Annotated in this window: 10 protein-coding genes; 4 read left to right on the forward strand and 6 right to left on the reverse strand. The window is 59.5% G+C overall.

Annotated elements, in window-relative coordinates:
- Positions 1 to 126: 126 nt before the first annotated feature.
- Positions 127 to 1,077: an AraC family transcriptional regulator gene (locus DNI29_RS12815; protein ID WP_238388082.1), complete on the forward strand. Its 951-nt coding sequence runs from the start codon at positions 127 to 129 to the stop codon at positions 1,075 to 1,077.
- Positions 1,078 to 1,259: 182 nt separating this feature from the next.
- Positions 1,260 to 2,501 (forward strand): MFS transporter, encoded by a 1,242-nt coding sequence (locus DNI29_RS12820; protein ID WP_238388083.1) that lies wholly within the window; start codon positions 1,260 to 1,262, stop codon positions 2,499 to 2,501.
- A gap of 773 nt (positions 2,502 to 3,274) precedes the next feature.
- On the opposite strand, the gene DNI29_RS12825 is transcribed toward DNI29_RS12820, so the two are convergent.
- On the reverse strand, positions 3,275 to 10,228 hold the full coding sequence (locus DNI29_RS12825; protein WP_123823234.1) for an FG-GAP-like repeat-containing protein: 6,954 nt from the start codon (positions 10,226 to 10,228) through the stop codon (positions 3,275 to 3,277).
- A gap of 1,054 nt (positions 10,229 to 11,282) precedes the next feature.
- On the opposite strand from DNI29_RS12825, the gene DNI29_RS12835 reads away from it, so the two are divergent.
- Both DNI29_RS12835 and DNI29_RS12840 read left to right on the forward strand, forming a co-directional pair.
- The gene (locus DNI29_RS12835; protein WP_110978509.1) at positions 11,283 to 11,615 is read left to right on the forward strand and encodes a hypothetical protein; all 333 of its coding nucleotides are present in this window, start codon (positions 11,283 to 11,285) and stop codon (positions 11,613 to 11,615) included.
- Between the two features lie 282 nt (positions 11,616 to 11,897).
- Positions 11,898 to 12,983, forward strand: coding sequence for a fatty acid desaturase family protein (locus DNI29_RS12840; protein WP_110978510.1), 1,086 nt, complete (start codon positions 11,898 to 11,900; stop codon positions 12,981 to 12,983).
- Positions 12,984 to 13,077: 94 nt separating this feature from the next.
- On the opposite strand, the gene rfbD is transcribed toward DNI29_RS12840, so the two are convergent.
- From rfbD to DNI29_RS12865, 5 genes are all read right to left on the reverse strand, one after another.
- A complete protein-coding gene (rfbD, locus tag DNI29_RS12845; protein ID WP_110978511.1) occupies positions 13,078 to 13,935 on the reverse strand; it encodes a dTDP-4-dehydrorhamnose reductase in 858 nt (285 codons plus the stop codon).
- 112 nt (positions 13,936 to 14,047) lie between these two features.
- Positions 14,048 to 14,962 carry a TIGR03915 family putative DNA repair protein gene (locus DNI29_RS12850; RefSeq protein ID WP_110978512.1) on the reverse strand — a complete coding sequence of 305 codons (915 nt, stop codon included), beginning with the start codon at positions 14,960 to 14,962 and terminating at the stop codon, positions 14,048 to 14,050.
- Between the two features lie 11 nt (positions 14,963 to 14,973).
- Positions 14,974 to 15,858: an alpha/beta fold hydrolase gene (locus tag DNI29_RS12855; RefSeq protein WP_110978513.1), complete on the reverse strand. Its 885-nt coding sequence runs from the start codon at positions 15,856 to 15,858 to the stop codon at positions 14,974 to 14,976.
- A 57-nt stretch (positions 15,859 to 15,915) separates the two neighbouring features.
- Positions 15,916 to 16,101: a hypothetical protein gene (locus DNI29_RS12860; protein WP_123823235.1), complete on the reverse strand. Its 186-nt coding sequence runs from the start codon at positions 16,099 to 16,101 to the stop codon at positions 15,916 to 15,918.
- 104 nt (positions 16,102 to 16,205) lie between these two features.
- The gene (locus tag DNI29_RS12865; protein ID WP_110978515.1) at positions 16,206 to 17,474 is read right to left on the reverse strand and encodes a putative DNA modification/repair radical SAM protein; all 1,269 of its coding nucleotides are present in this window, start codon (positions 17,472 to 17,474) and stop codon (positions 16,206 to 16,208) included.
- Positions 17,475 to 17,569: the final 95 nt, after the last annotated feature.

The following is a 17,569-nucleotide window of genomic DNA, read 5'->3' on the forward strand; positions in this document are numbered from 1 at the left end:
CCAAGCTAGCGTTCTTCCTGGCCTCAACGGCTGTACTATCGTCGCACAAAAGCGGCCTATCGTCGCAAGTTACTACCGTACTAAGTAAGGACTCACTATATTGTATAGTCTCTCCGTTCTACTCGCATGAAAGCTTCCCCGACGCCCATGCCTTCCGCCTCGCACCTACCCGCTCCCATTGCTCTGCACCCGCCTCACCAGCTGACCACACTGGTGGAAAACCGCACGGTATATTCGCTGGAGGCTTTTGAGCTGAACGTGTTTGAAACGCACCGCGCCGCCCACCAGGTGCCCCTGAGCATGGGCCATGTAGTGCTCACGACCATGCTGCGGGGCAAGAAGGTGATGCATTTGCCCGGCCGCCCGGCGTTTGAGTACCTGCCTGGCGAGTCGGTGGTAGTGGGCGAAAAGGAAACCATGGTCATCGATTTTCCGGAAGCCAACGAAGAGCAGCCCACCCAGTGCCTGGCCGTGGCCATCCCCACGGAAACCATCCGGCAAACCGTGGATTTGCTGAACGAACAGCAGCCCCGTGCCGAGGAGCACCTGCCCTGGCACCTCGACACCCAGGCCCACGCCCACTTCCGGAACACGCCCGAGTTAACCGGCACCCTAGAGCGCCTCGTGCAGCTTTCCCGCGACACGGGCCGCATCAAGGATGTGCTGGCAGGCTTCACTATTCAGGAAATGCTGGTGCGCCTCATGCAAACCCAGGCCCGGCAGCTCATCTTCCAGAATTACCAGCAACATGCCACCTCCCACCGGTTCGCGGCCGTGGTGCAGTACATCAAGCAACACCTCACCGAGCAGATTACCGTCGAGAAGCTTTCGGAACTAGCCTGCATGAGCAAGGCCACCTTCTTCCGGGTGTTTAAGCGGGAGCTGGGCCTGACGCCGGTAGAGTACATCATCCAGGAACGCCTCGCCGAGGCCAAGCGGCTACTCCGCAACCCGCTTACTTCGGTAGCCGAGGTTTGTTTTCGGGCCGGCTTTAACAACACAGCCTACTTCCAGAAGCTATTCAAGCAGTACGAAGGCATGACACCAGGGCTGTATAAGCGGCAGTATTGTGCGTAATCTATGCCTTGGGCATTATGCGTTCTTATGAGGCCCAGTTAGCTCTTAGTATTCAGCCATTCAGGTTTCGCTACCCCTAGCTGCGGGCTGAAGCCAGCGCCATACATAACCTTCTGGGGCAAGAATCGGTTATTGGAACCCACTTAGGCGGGTGCCACTCAGCTCCCGCCAATTTTTGCCTCATGACTGAAGTAGCAGCGGCTGGTTTCCAGCCCGTCACAGAGGACGCACGTCCTACCCCCCAAGCGCCCTTGGCACCCGCCCTGGTTTGGCTGATGGCTGTAACCTGCGGTCTGGTTGTGGCCAATATCTATTATAACCAGCCTCTGCTGGCTGAAATTGGCCGCACATTTAACTTATCGGAAAGCCGGGTAAGCCTAATGGCTACTATTACCCAGGTAGGCTACACCCTGGGCCTGCTGTTTGTGGTACCCCTCGGCGACAAGCGCGAGCGAAAAGGCCTGACCCTGATTCTGCTGCTGTGTGCGGCCGTGTGCATGGCCGCCGCAGCCGTGGCCCCTACGTTTACCCTGCTGGCGGCAGCCAGCTTACTTATTGGCATTTTCTCGGCCGTGCCTCAGCTCATGATTCCGATGGCGGCCTCTTTGGCCAGTGATGAAGAGCGGGGCCGGGTGGTAGGCAAAGTAATGAGCGGGCTGCTGATTGGAATTTTGCTTTCCCGTACCATCAGCGGGTACGTGGGCGCTCATTTTGGCTGGCGCACTATGTTTTGGGTTGGGGCCGCCGTGATGGTACTGCTCACGGGTATTCTGGCCCGTATGCTGCCGCGTAACCAGCCGCAGTTTGCCGGCAGCTACGGTAGTTTGTTGAAGTCGTTGGGCACGCTTACTGCCGAGCTGCCAGTGTTGCGTCGCTCGGCCCTGGTGGGTGCCTGCATGTTTGCCGGCTTCAGCGCGTTCTGGACTACCCTGGTATTTTTCCTGGAAAGCCCCGCCTACCGCTACGGCAGCGACGTAGCCGGGCTGTTCGGCCTTATTGGGGCCAGCGGTGCTTTTGCAGCGTCCTTTGCCGGCAAGTCGGCAGATACGAAGGGGGCCGATTATGCCCTCAACCTCGGCATTCTGATGTTTTTGGGAGCCTACCTGCTGCTGGGTTTTGGCGGCTACTACTTGGTAGGGCTGATCATTGGGGTAGTAATTCTGGACATCGGGCAGCAGATAACCCACATTTCCAACCAAGCCCGCATCTTCACGCTGCGCCCGGAGGCCCGCAGCCGCCTCAACACGGTGTACATGACGGCGTCATTCATTGGGGCTTCGGTTGGCTCCTTTGTAGGCGGCCTGGCCTGGGTACACTTTGAGTGGCCGGGGGTATGCGCTGTGGGCTTGGCCTTTGTAGTGCTGGCGTATTTGGTGAACCGCTTCTACGGCCGTAGTGGGGGTAGCCCGGCCACAGTGGGATAATACGGACTGGGTAAGGTTATAGGGTGGCACCGAGACAGGTTGAGCGCTGCAGGTAATCTAGCGGGAATAATAAAAGCGCCAGACCCGAATTAGGGATCCATCGGGGTCAGTTGTGCTGTCTCGCACCACTAGCTGAGAAGCCGTTAAAGCGGTAATAAGAAAGGTATCGGAATGCCTCGTTGGTTTTCCGAGGTCCTGCCAGCCCCCATATCCGGCCCGTACCGCTGCCGAATCAAACAAACGCTGAACAACCAGTTTGTTTCCCTGCCGGGTATAGCGATGTTTTTCCCGCACACCTCCCGAGTAGGTCCAGTGCCCGGCCCGAATGGTCAGGTAGGTTTTGGGAGGCATGGGGTCCGTAAACCGATTTAGAAACTGTCGCTTTGAATTATAGAAAGTAGCTCCCGCAGAGTCATAGCGCCAAACCCCTTCCACCTGCGCCGGTTGTAGCACCTGAATTGCTGTGTTAGGCTCCGCATACTGGCAGCCTGCTAAGAGAGCCAGAAGCAGGCCTAAGCAGGATAAACAGAGTAACTGTACGCATGTAAGTCTCATAGCCGCAAGATAGCTGGCTGCTTTGAGCCAGGCAGTTCAGACTCATATGCAGCGGACGGCGTGACAAGACCCGCTAACCAGCTCCGACTTATAACACCCGCAACGGTTCTGCCCCCAACGTACCGGAACCACAGCCAAGCTAGCATGGTATGCTGCTCGGTTGTGGCTCCGGTACGTTGGGGGCCCATCGGCCTAGGCTGCGTAGGTCAGGATGTTTCTCAATCTATCATCAGATGCCCGACGACCTGTGGGCTACCCTCCGCGCTCAGCCGAACCAGGTATAGACCTGCCGCCAGGCCGGGGATGCGAACGGTGGTACGGCTGCCGGCTGGAGCGGCGGCCAGGGCCTGCGTATGCATCACCTGCCCCAGACTGTTCACCAGGCTAAGCGTGCCCGGGCGCAGCAGTAGGCCAGCCGGTAACTCCACGGTAAACTGCCGGTTCGCCGGGTTAGGATAAAGCGTAACCAAGGCAGCCAGCGGGTTGCCCAATGCGGCACCCAAAGGCACGCCGGGGCCGTTCAGGCGCAAGGCCAGCCCGAACTCCGCTGTACCATCGGCGGTCAGGTCCAGGTCGCCATCTCCGTCCAGGTCGCCGAGGGCCATGGCTATGGGCGGGCTGTTCGTGGGCAATGCCGTGACGGGGTTAAGCCTACCTCGCCCGTCGTTCAGAAACAGCCGGACGAACTGCTCCGGGTTGCGGTAATCCTGGCCTGAGGTAAGCGCGTCCACGTCGCCGTCGGCATCCACGTCGCCCAGCTCTAGCACGTCGGCCACGGCGCCGGAGGCGGGTAGGGCCCGCCGGGCTCCCACCGTGAACCGGGCGGCGCCGTTGTTGCGCAGTACCGTCAGGCCCCAGTGGTCGGCGCCGGGCAGGTCTTCGTAGTCAGTAATGACGGCGTCGAGGGTACCGTCCTGGTCCATATCGGCCAGCTTCAGGCCGGTAGGTACGGTGGGCAGAGGTAGGCTGGCAGCAGCTGTAAACCCACCGTCGCCATCGTTGAGCAAAATGCTTAGCACCCTTCGGCCGGGGTCGGCATCGTGTTCCCTGATGGCCACCAGGTCCAGGTCCCCGTCGTTATCTACGTCGCCCAAACGGAAGATAGTGAAGTACACAGCCAGGAGCTGCTGCGGGCCGGGGCTGAAGATGCCGTGGCCATCGTTCAGCAACGCCGTGATGCTGCCCCGGTTGGGAGAGCCGGTTACGAGGTCCAGGTCGCCATCAGCATCTATATCACCAACTTCCAGGGGAACTTCCCGGTAGGCTCCGCCCCCAAAATCGGGTGAGGCCACGTTATGGGTGCCGCTCAGGTTGCCGCGGCCATCATTCAGCCGGATGGCTACCATACCAAAGTTGTAGTACGTCGCCACATCCAGGTCCCCATCCCCGTCAAAGTCGCCGAGCTGCAGGGCCGGGTTGGCACTGACTACCGGGTTGGAGGTGTAGAGAGGGGTAGCAAACGTGCCATTACCCTGGTTGAGCACAACGCTCAGCTGGTTGTAGCCGCTGTTCGTTACTATATCCAGGTCCCCGTTGCCGTCCATGTCGCCCAGGCGCAGGGTATTGACCGACAGCTTGTGCGACAGACCAGAGGAGCCGGCGAAGGTGCCACGGCCCGGACCGCCGGCCGCCGCCCGGAACTGAAACACCCGCTTCACTATCCGGCCACCTTCTGTGCCCAGCAGACTAGCAGGCAAGCTGACACTGATTTGCTCGCCAGGGGCAAACGGCTGGGCTGGCACGAAGCGCAGCGCCGCCGTGCCGCCGCCGGTGAGCGTGCCCGTGCGCTGCCCTTGGCGCTGGTTACCGAACACGCGCAGGCTGCCGGCCGAAGCCGCCGAAATAGCCCTCGAAAACGCCACCTCAATGGAGCTGGTGGGCGGTACGTGCGAGGCATTCGGGCCGGGGGCCCAGGTAGTAGCCACCGGCGCCGCTAGTACCGTGAACAAACTGGCGCTGGTACCCGTGCCGCTCGGCGAGGTCAGGCGGATGGTGGCCGTAGTGGCACCTTCCGGTACTACCGCCGTGACTTCGGTGGCCGACACTACCGTGAACGAGGCAGCTGCTACTGTCCCGAAGCTAACTCCGGTGGCCCCGGTGAAATAGTTACCCCTGAGCGTAACCACCAGGCCCGGCCCGCCGGCCGTTGGTGTAAACGAGGCAATGGCCGGTGTGGGTAGCACAAAGGGGGTAGCACTCACGGCGGTACCGTAGGGGGTAGTTACTTTGATCAGGCCTGTGGTAGCCGTGGCCGGCACGTTGGCCGTTACTTGAGTAGCCGACACCACCGTAAAGCTGGCTGCCACCCCGTTGAAGGTTACTTGGCTGGCTCCGGTAAAAAAGCGCCCGGTAAGGGTTACTACCGTGCCAGCCTCGCCGGTGGTAGGCGTGAAGCTGCTGAGAACCGGAGCCGGCAGCGAATTCAAAAATATTTTTATGAACCCGCTGTTCAGCTGATCATCCACGGAAACCAGGTCCAGGTCCCCGTCCGCGTCAATGTCGCCGAGGGCCATTTCCCAGGGGGCTGAGCCGACGGAAACTTCCTGGGCCGCTGAAAATACCCCTTGTCCGTCGTTGAGGCGCACGCTGGTGGTTTTGCTGGTTACGTTGCTGGTAAGCAGGTCTAGGTCGCCGTCGGCGTCTATATCACCCAGGAGTACTGCTTCCGGCTGGCGGCCTACCGCTACGGTTTGGATGGCGCTAAATACACCCTGACCATTATTGAGACCAATGGAAACGCCCTTGTCTTGGTAATCTTCGGTAGAAGCTACCAGATCCAGGTCGCCGTCGTTGTCCACGTCGCCGAGGGTTACGCTCTGGGGCCGGCCGCTCACCGGCACGTTCTGCGTGCCCGAGAAAAAGCCCAGCCCGTTGTTGAGGCGCACGCTTACTATGTTGGGCCGGTCGGTGTAGGAATCAGAACCATTAGCTACCACTAAATCCAGGTCTCCGTCGTTGTCCACATCGCCCAGCACCAGGCTTTTGGGCTGAGTTCCCACCGCTACCGCGTGCGTACCCGAGAAACGGGCCTGTCCGTTGTTGAGGCGCACGTACACACTGTCGCGGCTGTAGTTGGCCAGCACAATATCCAGGTCGCCGTCGTTGTCTAGGTCACCGGTATTCACCGAGTAGAGGCGGCCGGGCACCGGAATGGAAGGGGCCGCTGTGAAGTTCCCAGTGCCGTCGTTTAGCTGAATAGCCACTTCGCCGACGGTACCGCCCCAGCTGCAGTGACAAAGCGAAATTACTATGTCCAGGTCCTGGTCGTTGTCCATATCGGCCAGCTTTATCTGTCCTGGACCTGTGGGCATGATTATTTCCTGGGTGCCGCTAAAGGAGCCTTGGCCGTTGTTGCGCCGGATGCTGATGGTTTCGCTGCGGGCATTGCTGCTCACCAGGTCCAGGTCCCCGTCATTGTCCACGTCGCCTAACGCTACGCCCAGGGGAAGCTGGCCTACTTCTACCGGAGGCGCCGCCACAAAATTACCGGTGCCTGAGCCGCTGGTAGCCGCCCGAAACTGATACACCTGCTGCACCGCGCTTCCGGCAGCTCCCTGCAGCGTATTGGGCACTACCACCGTTACCTCCTCGCCGGGAGCATAGGGCTGGCTGGGCGAGAAGGCCACCGTAGGCGTGCCGGCCCCGGTCAGGCTTCCGCTCCGTAAGCCCTGGCGCTGGCTCCCAAAAACACGCAAGTCGGTAGCCGTTTGCATAGGCTGCGCGAAGGTGAGAGCCACCGGGCCGGCCACGGGGGCTATATGGCTGTTGCGGGCCGGATTCAGACTGGTAACCGCTACGGGCTGCGTAACCGTGAAAATCTGAGCGGAAGTGCCCGTACCAGCCGGCGACACCACGGTGATGGGGCCGGTGGTGGCGGCCGCCGGAACCCGCACTGTTATTTGCGTGGCCGAGTTAATGATGTAGTAAGACGCTGCCTGCCCATTGAAGCGTACCTCCCGGACGCCTACCAGGTGGCGGCCCGTCAGCAGCACCAGGCTACCTACAGGGCCGCGGACCGGGCTAACCTGACTAATCACGGGCGCGGGGGTAGGCTGGTTGAAGCGCACACTCACGCTATTGCCGTATGCATTGGCCGTGAGCAGATCCAGGTCCCCGTCGTTGTCCAGGTCACCCAGGGCAATTTGATAGGCGGCGTCTTTGAGCGTTACAATGGCGCTAGGAGCGGGGGCAAAACCACCGTGCCCGTCGTTGAGGCGGACGCTAACAGTATTGGGGCTGGTAAGCTGCTGCTGGTAGTTCGGAACCACTAGGTCCAGGTCCCCGTCGGCATCCACGTCGGCCAGCTCTATGGCGGTAGGCTCCGGGCCCACCGGCACGGCCTGCAGGTTCCCGAACTGCCCGCGGCCGTCGTTGTACTGCACATGCAGGCGGCCAGTGGTTCGGTGCACGGTTACCAGGTCCACGTCCTGGTCGCCGTCGAGGTCGGCCAGGGCTACGGCCGTAGCGGCGGCGCCCACGGCCACGGCCGGGCCGGGCGTGAAGCTGCCCCGGCCATCGTTCAGCCCGACTTTGGCGAATTTGCTGATGAGGCCGTGGGTGGTTACTACGTCCAGGTCGCCGTCGTTGTCCACGTCGGCCAGGGCCAGACCGACGGCGTCGTCCAGGGCCGCATAGGTGCCGGTGGTGAAGGTAGCGTTGCCGTTGTTAAAGAACACGTTCGGGCCCGGCCCACTGTCGGCGCTCAAAATGTCCTGGTCGCCGTCTGCGTCAATATCTCCCACGGCCAGAAACTCGCCTCCCACCAGCGCGGTGGTGCCCGAGAAGCTGCCGTGCCCGTCGTTAAGGCGCAGACTGATTTTACCGGTGCTGCTGCTGCTAACCAACAAATCCAGGTCACCATCGGCGTCCAGGTCGCTGAGCAGAGCCTGTTGGGACTGAAAGTCCGTCGGAATTTCCCGGCTTACGGGGAAGTTGCCGCTACCATCATTAAGGCGCAGCATAATGACCGAGCTGCTGTGTTTGGTGGTGGCTACCAGATCCAGGTCGCCGTCGTTATCTACGTCGCCTACCGTTACGCCCGCGCACTCCCCGCCTACCCCCAGGTTTTGCGTACCCGTGAAATTAGCCTGCCCCGACACGCCCGGAACGGCCGCCCGGAACTGGAATGTGTGGGGCGTCACGCCCCCGCTCGGCCCTTCCACCGTCGCCGGCACCGACACGCTTACTAGCTCCCCAGGCGCAAATTGTTGGGCCGGACTGAACGTTAAGGCAGTGGTGCCACCGCCCGTCACGGTGCCTGCCCGCCTACCCCGCAGCAAGGAGCCAAACACGCGCACGTTATCAGCGGAAACCGCCGTCATGGGCTCCGAAAAGGTAATCTGCGGGGTAGTGCTGCGGGCGGCGGCTACGGTGTTGCGTGCGGGCGCCACGGTAGTTACCACGGGTGGCACCTGTACTACATAGCTGGCGGCCGAGGTGGTGGTGCCCAGGGGGGTAGTAACCGTCAGGGGGCCTGAAGTGGCTCCGGCCGGTACGGATACCGTCAGGCGCGCATCCGAATCAACGGTGAAATTAGGAGCAGGAATGCCGTTGAAGCGTACCTGAGTAGCGGCCGACAACCCGGTGCCCGTCAGGACCACCGTAGTGCCCACCCGGCCGCCTGAGGGGGTAAAGCTGGTAATGATAGGGGGCCGCGAAACGCCATTCAGCCGGACGCTTACGGTGCTCTCGTCTTCATTGCTGGCCAGTAGGTCCAGGTCCCCGTCGGCATCCACATCAGCCAGGGCTAAGCCCGATGGATTGAGCCCCAAGGCTACCGGCACTACGGCTGTAAAGGCGGCGCTGCCATTATTCAGAAATACAGTCGCGTTTTTTCTACCGGCGGCCACTAGGTCGGCGTCGCCATCGGCATCAATATCGCCCAGCACCAAGGCCGAGCCGGCCGCCGGCAGGGGCAGCGTTAGAGTACCTGTAAAAGTGCCTGCCCCCGTGTTCAGGCGTACGCTCACCGAAGAATCCTCGTCGTTAATTGTGGCGAAATCCAGGCTGCCGTTGCCATCCAGGTCGGCCAGCACCACGTCCTCCGGGCCAGCGCCTACGCTGACTGTAGTAGCGCCGCTGAAGGTGCCATTGCCCGCGTTCAGCCGTAGGCTCACGGTATTATCGGTGGCGTTGGCCGTGAGCAGGTCCAGGTCGCCGTCGTTGTCCACATCGCCCAGCACCACTTTCTGAGGAAAAGCGCCCACGGCTACCGTGCCGGTGCCCGAAAACGTGCCCACGCCATTGTTGAGCCGGACGCTGACGGAATTGCTACCCGCGTTGGCGGCCACAAAGTCCAGGTCGCCATCAGCATCCACGTCGCCCAGGGCCACGCTGGAAGGACGCACGCCGACCGCTCTACTCTGGGCCCCGAATACAGTACCCAAGAACTGCCCTTTGCCATCATTGGTGCAGATGCTCACGCTGCCCGCTCCCCCGCCCTGTCCGGCGTCCTGCGCGTCGGTAACCAGCATATCCAGGTCACCGTCCCCATCTACGTCGCCCAGGGCCACGCTGGTGGGGTGCCCGCCCACAATGGTGTTATAAGGCGCCAGGGTATAAGTGCCGTCGCCATTGTTGAAGCCCACGGCCGCCCGGAACAGGTAGTCATGCACCGTCACAAAATCCAGGTCCCCATCACCGTCCACGTCGCCCGTCACAATATCAGTAGGCCAGGCGCCCACAACTACCTCGGTGCCCCCTGTGAAGGTGCCCTGCCCGGTACCACCGGCGGCGACCGTAAACTCCAGCACCTGTTTAGCGACTCCACTGCCGGTAGCACTTTGCAGGGATGCGGGCACCGAAACCCGTACTTGCTCACCGGGTGCAAAGGGTTGGCTGGGGCTGAACGCGAGGGCAGCCGTGCCGCCGCCCGCCACGGCTCCCGTCCGCCTACCCTGCCGCTGGGCGCCAAACACCCGCAGGTTGTTAGCAGTAGCGGCGGTAATGGGCTGCGAAAACTGCACGGTAAGCCCGGCCGAAGCCTCCAAAACGGCCGTATGGCGGGCCGGTGTAGTGCCCATTACCATGGTGGTTTGCGCGTTACCGGTGGCCGATACCAGCAGCGCTCCGCAGGTCAGGCCTGCACCAACAACAGTCAGGCCGAATGGTACGCGGGAGAGAAAACGAGCCAGGAAATACCCAAAAGCAAAAGAAGGAGTAAAGTTCTGCAAATTCAAAACAATTAATTGTACTATAACCCGAATAGGTCAATTCTATTCCCTAAATGTAAGTGCCTTCAGTAGTTATATTTCTTCTCCAATACAAATTCACCGTTGAGCTTTCATTGCCTTTAGTTTCTCCGCCCGGCCCTGCCACCAAGTACACTGATTTGCTTAGGCACCAACTCATCGGCAGCCATTGGTGGCAGTTAGGTCAGCGGGCCTTTCGTCTCCACACATAACTAATGCTGTCAGACCTTCCATCCAAACCTGCGAGAACCGCAACCTAGTGCCTAACAGCACGTCCTGTTGAACAAGCGGTTTCGCTCCCGTCTGGCAGGTAGGGCTGTTGCGTTCCTTCTCACAAAGTCCAGCAGGGCCGGGCACTCCAAAGGAAGATGCCGGCCATTACATGTGCGGGATGTTGTATCAGGAGCTGTGGTGCGCAAAACGCCGGGCCAGGGGCGCGCTCTACGCTACTCTCTGCTTTGAAGTCCCCGGCGGGCTTTGCCAGTCAGCAGGAGAACTGTATGCCACTAAATAGCATAAAGCCTGGCGGAAAGCTGACTGGCTATACTTTTCCGTTAGGGTTGTGAAGGTGCCTCTCTCAGGGCACACACGTCTTCCCAGCTTAGTTCCCCATCAATATACCGGCGGTAGAGCTGCGCAAGGTAACCAGTGGCCTTTTTATACAAATCTGGCCGCACGGCCTGCATCTGCGCTAGTATATAGGCCCGTTGCTGAGGCGTTTGTGCAGCCGGGCCATATTTCGGATCAGTCTTCATAAGCAAGCCATCTAGGACAGCAAGATGCTGAATTACAGACCTGATGTCCAGGAAAAATCACGGTCTTTTGTGACACCTGTCGCGTGCTCGATGCAGGGGTAACGCTGGCACCCGTGCCAAGCAGCATATTGGTAGAGAAAAGGTGGAGGCAGGCCGATAATAATGGGGCGTTGGAAGAGACTACCCGAGCGTAACCAAGCCGTGGCATTAGGCTTGCAAAGAATCAGTCAGGCACACAATGCTGCTTCTATTCCTTTCACTCCCAACTTCTTCCCTCCATCATGAAAGCTTCCATCTTCTCCCTCGTTGCTGCTCTGGGCCTGCTGGCCAGTTCCTCTTCCTTCGCTGCTTCGGCCGCCGCTGCTGATCCTTACAAAGCCCGTAAGGAGGCCATCAAGTATGACCGCAAAGCCGAGGTTGAGCGCGCCCGGCGGGAAGCAGCCTACCGCAAGGCGGAACTAGAACGCCAGCGCCGCTTGGCCGCCGAGCGCCAACGCCTGGAACAACAACGCCGCCTGGAGCAACAGCGCGCTCAGGAGAGGGCCCGCTGGGAAGCCCAGCACCGCCGCCACGACGACCACAGCCACAGCCGCGACTATGGCTACCGTCGCTAACTACTTCCTACCCCCTGTCTAGTACCAAAGCCCTGACAGCTCTGTCGGGGCTTTGGTATTATGGGCAGCACCGGGCACGTTGGGTTTGTGAGGTTGAAAACAGATGTCTGAACGCTGGGTTAATACCTCCTCTTTTAGGAAGCAAGCCCAGTTAATCTGGACAATTCCTAGAAAACAAATATAACAGGAGCTTTCTCGGCGGTATCCGGGTTAGAAGGAATACATTTAATTTTCTTTTAAGGCCAAGGCAGTTTGTATTGCTTTTGCGCAATACTACTTCCAATGACCAGACCCCTCAAGTTTACCAACGTTACCCGCTCTACCTTTTTCGCCACGGTGCGCGAACGGGTTGATGTCTATTTCCAGAGCCAGCAGCTCTCCCGCCACGCCAACGGGGCCATGTGGGCTAAAACCATCTTCTTCTTAACGGCCTTTGTGGGGGTGTACGCCCTGATTATATCTGGCCTGTTCGGTCCCTGGGCGATGCTAGGGCTGGCCGGCGTGCTGGGCGCCTGCTGCGCCTTCATCGGCTTTAATATCTGCCACGACGCCCTGCACGGCGCCTTTTCAGCCAACAAGCACGTCAATAAGGGGTTTAGCCTGCTCTTCAACCTGATTGGCGCTAATCCCTACGTCTGGACTATTACGCACAACATCGTGCACCATACCTACACCAACATTCCAGGCCACGATGAAGACATTGAGGTAGCGCCGGGGCTGATTCGGTTGTCGGTGGATGAGCCAGTGCGGCCGTGGCAGCGTTTTCAGCACCTGTACGCCTTTCCGCTCTACGGGCTAGCGTCGTTGTCGTGGGTAGTGCGTAAAGATTATATCAAGTTTTTCCGGTCGAAGATCGGGCAGCATCCCACTGTCAATCACCCTCGCAAAGAGTACATTAATCTTTTTGCCTACAAGGCCCTATACTACCTGCTGTTCATCGTGGTACCGCTGGTAGTGCTGCCCATTACCTGGTGGCAGTTCCTGATTGGCTTCCTGGGCTTGCATCTAGTGGAGGGCCTGGTGCTGGGCTTGGTGTTCCAGTTGGCGCACGTGGTTGAGGGTACGGAGTTTCCTACCCCCGATGAAAGTGGTGACATACAGGAAGCCTGGGCCGTACACCAGCTGCGCACCACAGCCAACTTCGCCCCGCGTAGCGCTGTGGCTAGTTTCCTGTGCGGGGGTTTGAACCGGCAGATTGAGCACCATTTGTTTCCACGCGTCTGCCACATTCACTACCCTGCCCTGGCCGGCATCATCCGGCAAACTGCGCAGGAGTTTGAGTTGCCCTACATCGAAAACCCCTCGTTTCTGGCGGCACTCCGCTCGCACTACCGCATCCTGCACCAGTTGGGGCGGGCAGCTGTGTAAGCGCAGAGGTTTTCACCCGAAAGCCTACCCCCTCTTAAACACCAAAGCCCCGGCACTGTGCCGGGGCTTTGGTGTTTAAGAGGGGGTAACATACTTAGGCTGCCAGCCGGCTTAAGCAGACTTTCAGACTTTCGCGCCAGTGCGGAATAGCCACGCCCAATTGGGTTTTAGCCTTCGACTTATCCATGACCGAAAAGGCGGGCCGGGTAGCTTTGGTGGGATATTCGGCGGTGCGGATGGGTAGGGTGCGGGTAGACAAACCGCCCAGCTCGAAGATAGCCACCGCGAAATCGTACCAAGAGGTCAGGCCCTCGTTGCTGTAGTGGTAAATACCGTACTGCTGATTCTGCTGCTCGATGATAGTAAGAATGCAGCCGGCCAGGTCGATGGCGTAGGTGGGCGTGCCAACCTGGTCCCAAATCACCCTCATTTCTTCCCGCTCCCGGCCAAACTTCAGCATGGTTTTCACGAAGTTGCCTGCGTACTCCGAGTACAACCAGCTGGTGCGCAGAATGAAATACTGACTTGTATGGGCCGGAATTACCTGCTCGCCTTCCAGCTTGGTGAGGCCATACACGCTAATGGGTGCAGCTTCGTCGGTTTCCAGCAGGGGCGTATTGCCGGTGCCGGCAAACACGAAATCGGTGGATATGTGGATGAGCGTAGCGTTATGCTCCCCGCACAGCCGAGCCAGGTTCTCAGCACCGTCGCGGTTTACTTTGCGGGCAATTTCTACTTCCTCCTCGGCCTTGTCTACAGCAGTGTAAGCGGCGCAATTAATCACGTAAGCCGGCTGATACTGTGCAAAAACGGCTTGCAGCGCCTCTGCATTCAGAATGTTAGCCTGCTCTTCGGGCAGGAACACTAGGCTGGTCAGGTTACGCTCCCTGGAAACGTGTTGCAGGCATTGGCCTAGTTGCCCGGAGGCCCCGAAAACGAGAGTATGGCTCATGAAAAAAGCTGAGTTGTGGCGAAAAGCAGGTGACACCTTTTGTCATTTCTCCTGGAACAACAGGCAAGGTGATGGGCTGCAAATTAGCCTTTTCAACTCAGCTTCAAACGTCTTATTGGATAGGCCGCTTGTTCTTGATTGGCTCAAAGCGCTGCTCCCGGGGCTGCTTTTCGCTGAGGTAGCGCCAGTAGCGCAGAGGCATGTGGCGGCGGTGCAGCTTCATGTTTTTGCGCTCCGGTATGTTTACGTGGTCGAAGTACGACTGCCAGAGCAGCTTGAACAGGGGTTCCCGTTCGTCGAGCACGGTAGCGGAAATATCGGTGGTGCGCTGGGGCGCGTTGGTTTCAAACTGCACCACGTCGGTGCGGTGCAAATCGTAGTAGAGGCCGTAGCGACGGCGGCGGTCGAAAATCAGCCAGCGTTGGTCGGCGTAGCGCTTCGTGAAGTGAGGCGCAATCAGCGGCAGCACGTCGAAATCGGGGTCGATGGTAGCGTGAAACAGCCCGTCGGAGGTTTTCTCGAAGCGCACAAAAGCTTCCATGCGGTGCTTTTCGCGGTACATCTGCTGGGCAATGCTAGCCACGCGGCGCACATTGTCGTCGGCGTAGTTGTCGGAAATGTCGCGGCCGGCACGCATGGCCAGGTCGGCATAGCGGAAAATCAGCAACTCCCGGTCTGGCTGCTCGCTCAGAAATGTGTGGAACAAGCGGGTGCGGGCTTCCTCGTTCATGTGCCGGAGCAGGCCTTCCCACACGCGGGCCGCAGTGGCCTCGTGGGTATCAATCTGCACAGGCTGGGCAAACAAGCCGCCCTGCACCGCGCCCAGGGGCTGAATGCTATTCGGGGCCGACTTGCGCTCATAAATGGTAAATAGCACCGTTAGCAGCCCTTCAAACGACCCATCGTAAGTGTAATCAAGCGGCGGATTGGTGAGCTGCACCACCGTAGAGCGCGCGGCCACCGAACCAGCCGTTTGGCGGGCAGCATTGCCTTTTCCGGACGTAAGTGGGGTTAACGAACGACTCATGGGTAGGGAAATTAGGTAGCAGCAGGCGGCGAAACAGCCTGCAGAAACTCCAGCAGGAGCCGGTTTACTTTCTCAGGTTCTTCCTGGTGCAGCCAATGGGTAGCCTGGTCGAAATACGTCAGCTCGCCCTGGTCGCACAGGTTCATACTTAGCTGCGCCAATACTGGCTCCAAGAAACTGTCCTGCCAGCCCCAGAGCATGCGCACCGGAATCCGGATGCGGCCAGCTTCGCCTACCCTGCTCGGCTTCCGGAACGCTGCCCGGTACCAGTTGATCATGGCGGTGGGGGCGCCGGGCTGGGCCCAGGCTTCGGTGTAGCGGTGCAAATCGTCGGTGGTGAAAGTGCCGGGCCGACTGGTACCTCGCAAGGCCCCGCGCCCAAACCGAAACTGCCGTCGCCGAAACAGCTTTTCGGGTAGCCAAGGCAACTGGAAGAAGAAGATATACCAGCTTTTCAGTAGCTGCTGCGGCGCCCGGCGGAGGGCCCGACCCAGTACGGCCGGATGCGGCACATTCAGGATGGCAACTCCGTGCAAACGAGCCGGATGATGCGCTGCCAGCCACCACGTTACGGCCGCGCCCCAGTCGTGCCCAATCAGGGTAGCTTTTCCTACCCCCGCTGCATCCAGCAACCCTAGTATGTCGGCCCCTAGTTGCTCCATGCGGTAGTCGGCTACGCGGGGCGGTTTGTCGCTGAGGTTGTAGCCGCGCTGGTCAGGCACCCACACGCGGTAGCCAGCGGCGGCCAGCGCCTGTATCTGGTGGCGCCAGCCGTACCAAAATTCCGGAAAGCCGTGCAGCAAAATCACCAGGGGCCCGGCGGCCGGGCCGCACTGCACCACATGGAGCCGGATGCCGTTGGTGGAAACGTGGTGATGTTCAAGGTTGAAAGCCATAGGTTTCCTACCCCCAGCAGCCCGGCAAGGTTGCCCTGGGCTTTACCCCGCTTTCACTCAGGCTGCCTCTGAGCGCTGCGCTTTGCGGGCAGCGTTGGCACGGGCAGCTTCATGGTGCAATTGCTGCACCATGGGTAGTAACTCGGAAAGCTTGCAGCAGCAGGCCATCCGGGCCACTTTCACGGGTTTGGAGGCTTCCGCAGAAGCGGCCGACGCGTCGGCGGCGCGATGGGAGATAGTCATGGCGGCTTGGTTCACTGATGGTTTGTTTTCGGGTAGTTCGGGTAAGAAAAAGTTGCTTTTCGCTCCTGCCAACACACTAAAAATCAACCGCCAAAAACGAAAGCTTAAGAAGCCTGGGCAAACAAATCGAGCTGCTGGGTAACCAGCGCCGAGCGTACCGAGCCTGCGCCAAACAGAATCTGACGCCGAATGGTCTGCTCATCATAATCACGCTTCTCCAGGGCCTGCCCGCGGCAGGTCAGAAAGAACTTAGCCCGCTTCAGCACCACCCCAAACTTGTGCAGGTGGTCGAGGGTGATGGGCGAAAACCGGCGGGCGGCCACAATACGCTTGGCTGAGCGGGCCCCTACCCCCGGAATCCGCAGAATCATCTCGTAATCGGCGGTATTCACGTCCACCGGGAAAACGTGGCGGTTGCGCAGGGCCCAGGCCAGCTTGGGGTCTATTTCCAAATCAAGGAAGGGATGCGCGGGGTCCAGAATTTCGTCGGCCTGGAAGCCGTAAAAGCGCATGAGCCAGTCGGTCTGGTAGAGGCGGTGTTCCCGGATGAGGGGTGGCTGCGTTACCTGAGGCAAGCGGGCGTCATCGGTTACGGGGATGTAGCCGGAATAGTACACGCGCTTTAGGCCATAGCCTTTGTAGAGCGAATCCGTGAGGTTGATGATTTGCAGGTCGTTTTCCGCCGACGCACCCACAATGAGCTGGGTGCTTTGGCCGGCGCCGGCAAACTGCGGCACCTTTTTGAACAGTGCCTTCTCATCTTTATTCTGCTGAATTCCATCCCGAATTTGAGCCATCGGGGTCAGAATTTCCTGGTAATTTTTCTCTGGCGCCAGCGAGGTTAAGCTCATTTCAGAGGGTAGCTCAATGTTCACGCTCAGGCGGTCGGCATACAGGCCGGCTTCCTGAATCAACTCCTCCGAGGCGCCGGGAATAGCCTTCACGTGAATGTAGCCGTTGAACTTATGCTCCGTGCGCAGCTTTTTGATGATGCGCACCAGACGCTCCATGGTATAGTCGGGCGAGGAGAAAATGCCGGAACTCAGGAACAGGCCTTCGATGTAGTTACGACGGTAGAAGTTCATGGTCAGGTCCACCACTTCATCCACCGTAAAGGCAGCGCGCTTCACATCGTTGCTTTTTCTCGACACGCAGTAGGCGCAATCGAAGATGCAGTGGTTGGTAAGCAGAATCTTGAGCAGGCTCACGCAACGGCCATCTTCGGTGTAGCTGTGGCAAATGCCCATGCCCTCAGCATTGCCCAGGCCTTTGTCCTCATTCTTGCGCTTACCGCCGCTACTGGAGCACGAGGCGTCGTACTTTGCGGCATCTGCCAAAATACTTAGCTTTTCCTGAATACGCTGGTCGTTCATCGGGCCGGTTTGTTGGCTTAAAAATAGAAGCTTGCGCGCACATACGCATCATCCTTAAGGCTAATTTCATTAGAAATGTTCCTTCAAGCTCAACT

The organism is Hymenobacter sediminis (genome assembly GCF_003231285.1).
Lineage (GTDB): Bacteria > Bacteroidota > Bacteroidia > Cytophagales > Hymenobacteraceae > Hymenobacter > Hymenobacter sediminis.

Coding starts and splice junctions, on each gene's coding strand:
- DNI29_RS12865 (WP_110978515.1), bottom strand. CDS start 17,474: ATGAACGACCAGCGTATTCAGGAAAAGCTAAGTATTTTGGCAGATGCC.
- rfbD (WP_110978511.1), bottom strand. CDS start 13,935: ATGAGCCATACTCTCGTTTTCGGGGCCTCCGGGCAACTAGGCCAATGC.
- DNI29_RS12850 (WP_110978512.1), bottom strand. CDS start 14,962: ATGAGTCGTTCGTTAACCCCACTTACGTCCGGAAAAGGCAATGCTGCC.
- DNI29_RS12840 (WP_110978510.1), top strand. CDS start 11,898: ATGACCAGACCCCTCAAGTTTACCAACGTTACCCGCTCTACCTTTTTC.
- DNI29_RS12820 (WP_238388083.1), top strand. CDS start 1,260: ATGACTGAAGTAGCAGCGGCTGGTTTCCAGCCCGTCACAGAGGACGCA.
- DNI29_RS12855 (WP_110978513.1), bottom strand. CDS start 15,858: ATGGCTTTCAACCTTGAACATCACCACGTTTCCACCAACGGCATCCGG.
- DNI29_RS12835 (WP_110978509.1), top strand. CDS start 11,283: ATGAAAGCTTCCATCTTCTCCCTCGTTGCTGCTCTGGGCCTGCTGGCC.
- DNI29_RS12815 (WP_238388082.1), top strand. CDS start 127: ATGAAAGCTTCCCCGACGCCCATGCCTTCCGCCTCGCACCTACCCGCT.
- DNI29_RS12860 (WP_123823235.1), bottom strand. CDS start 16,101: ATGACTATCTCCCATCGCGCCGCCGACGCGTCGGCCGCTTCTGCGGAA.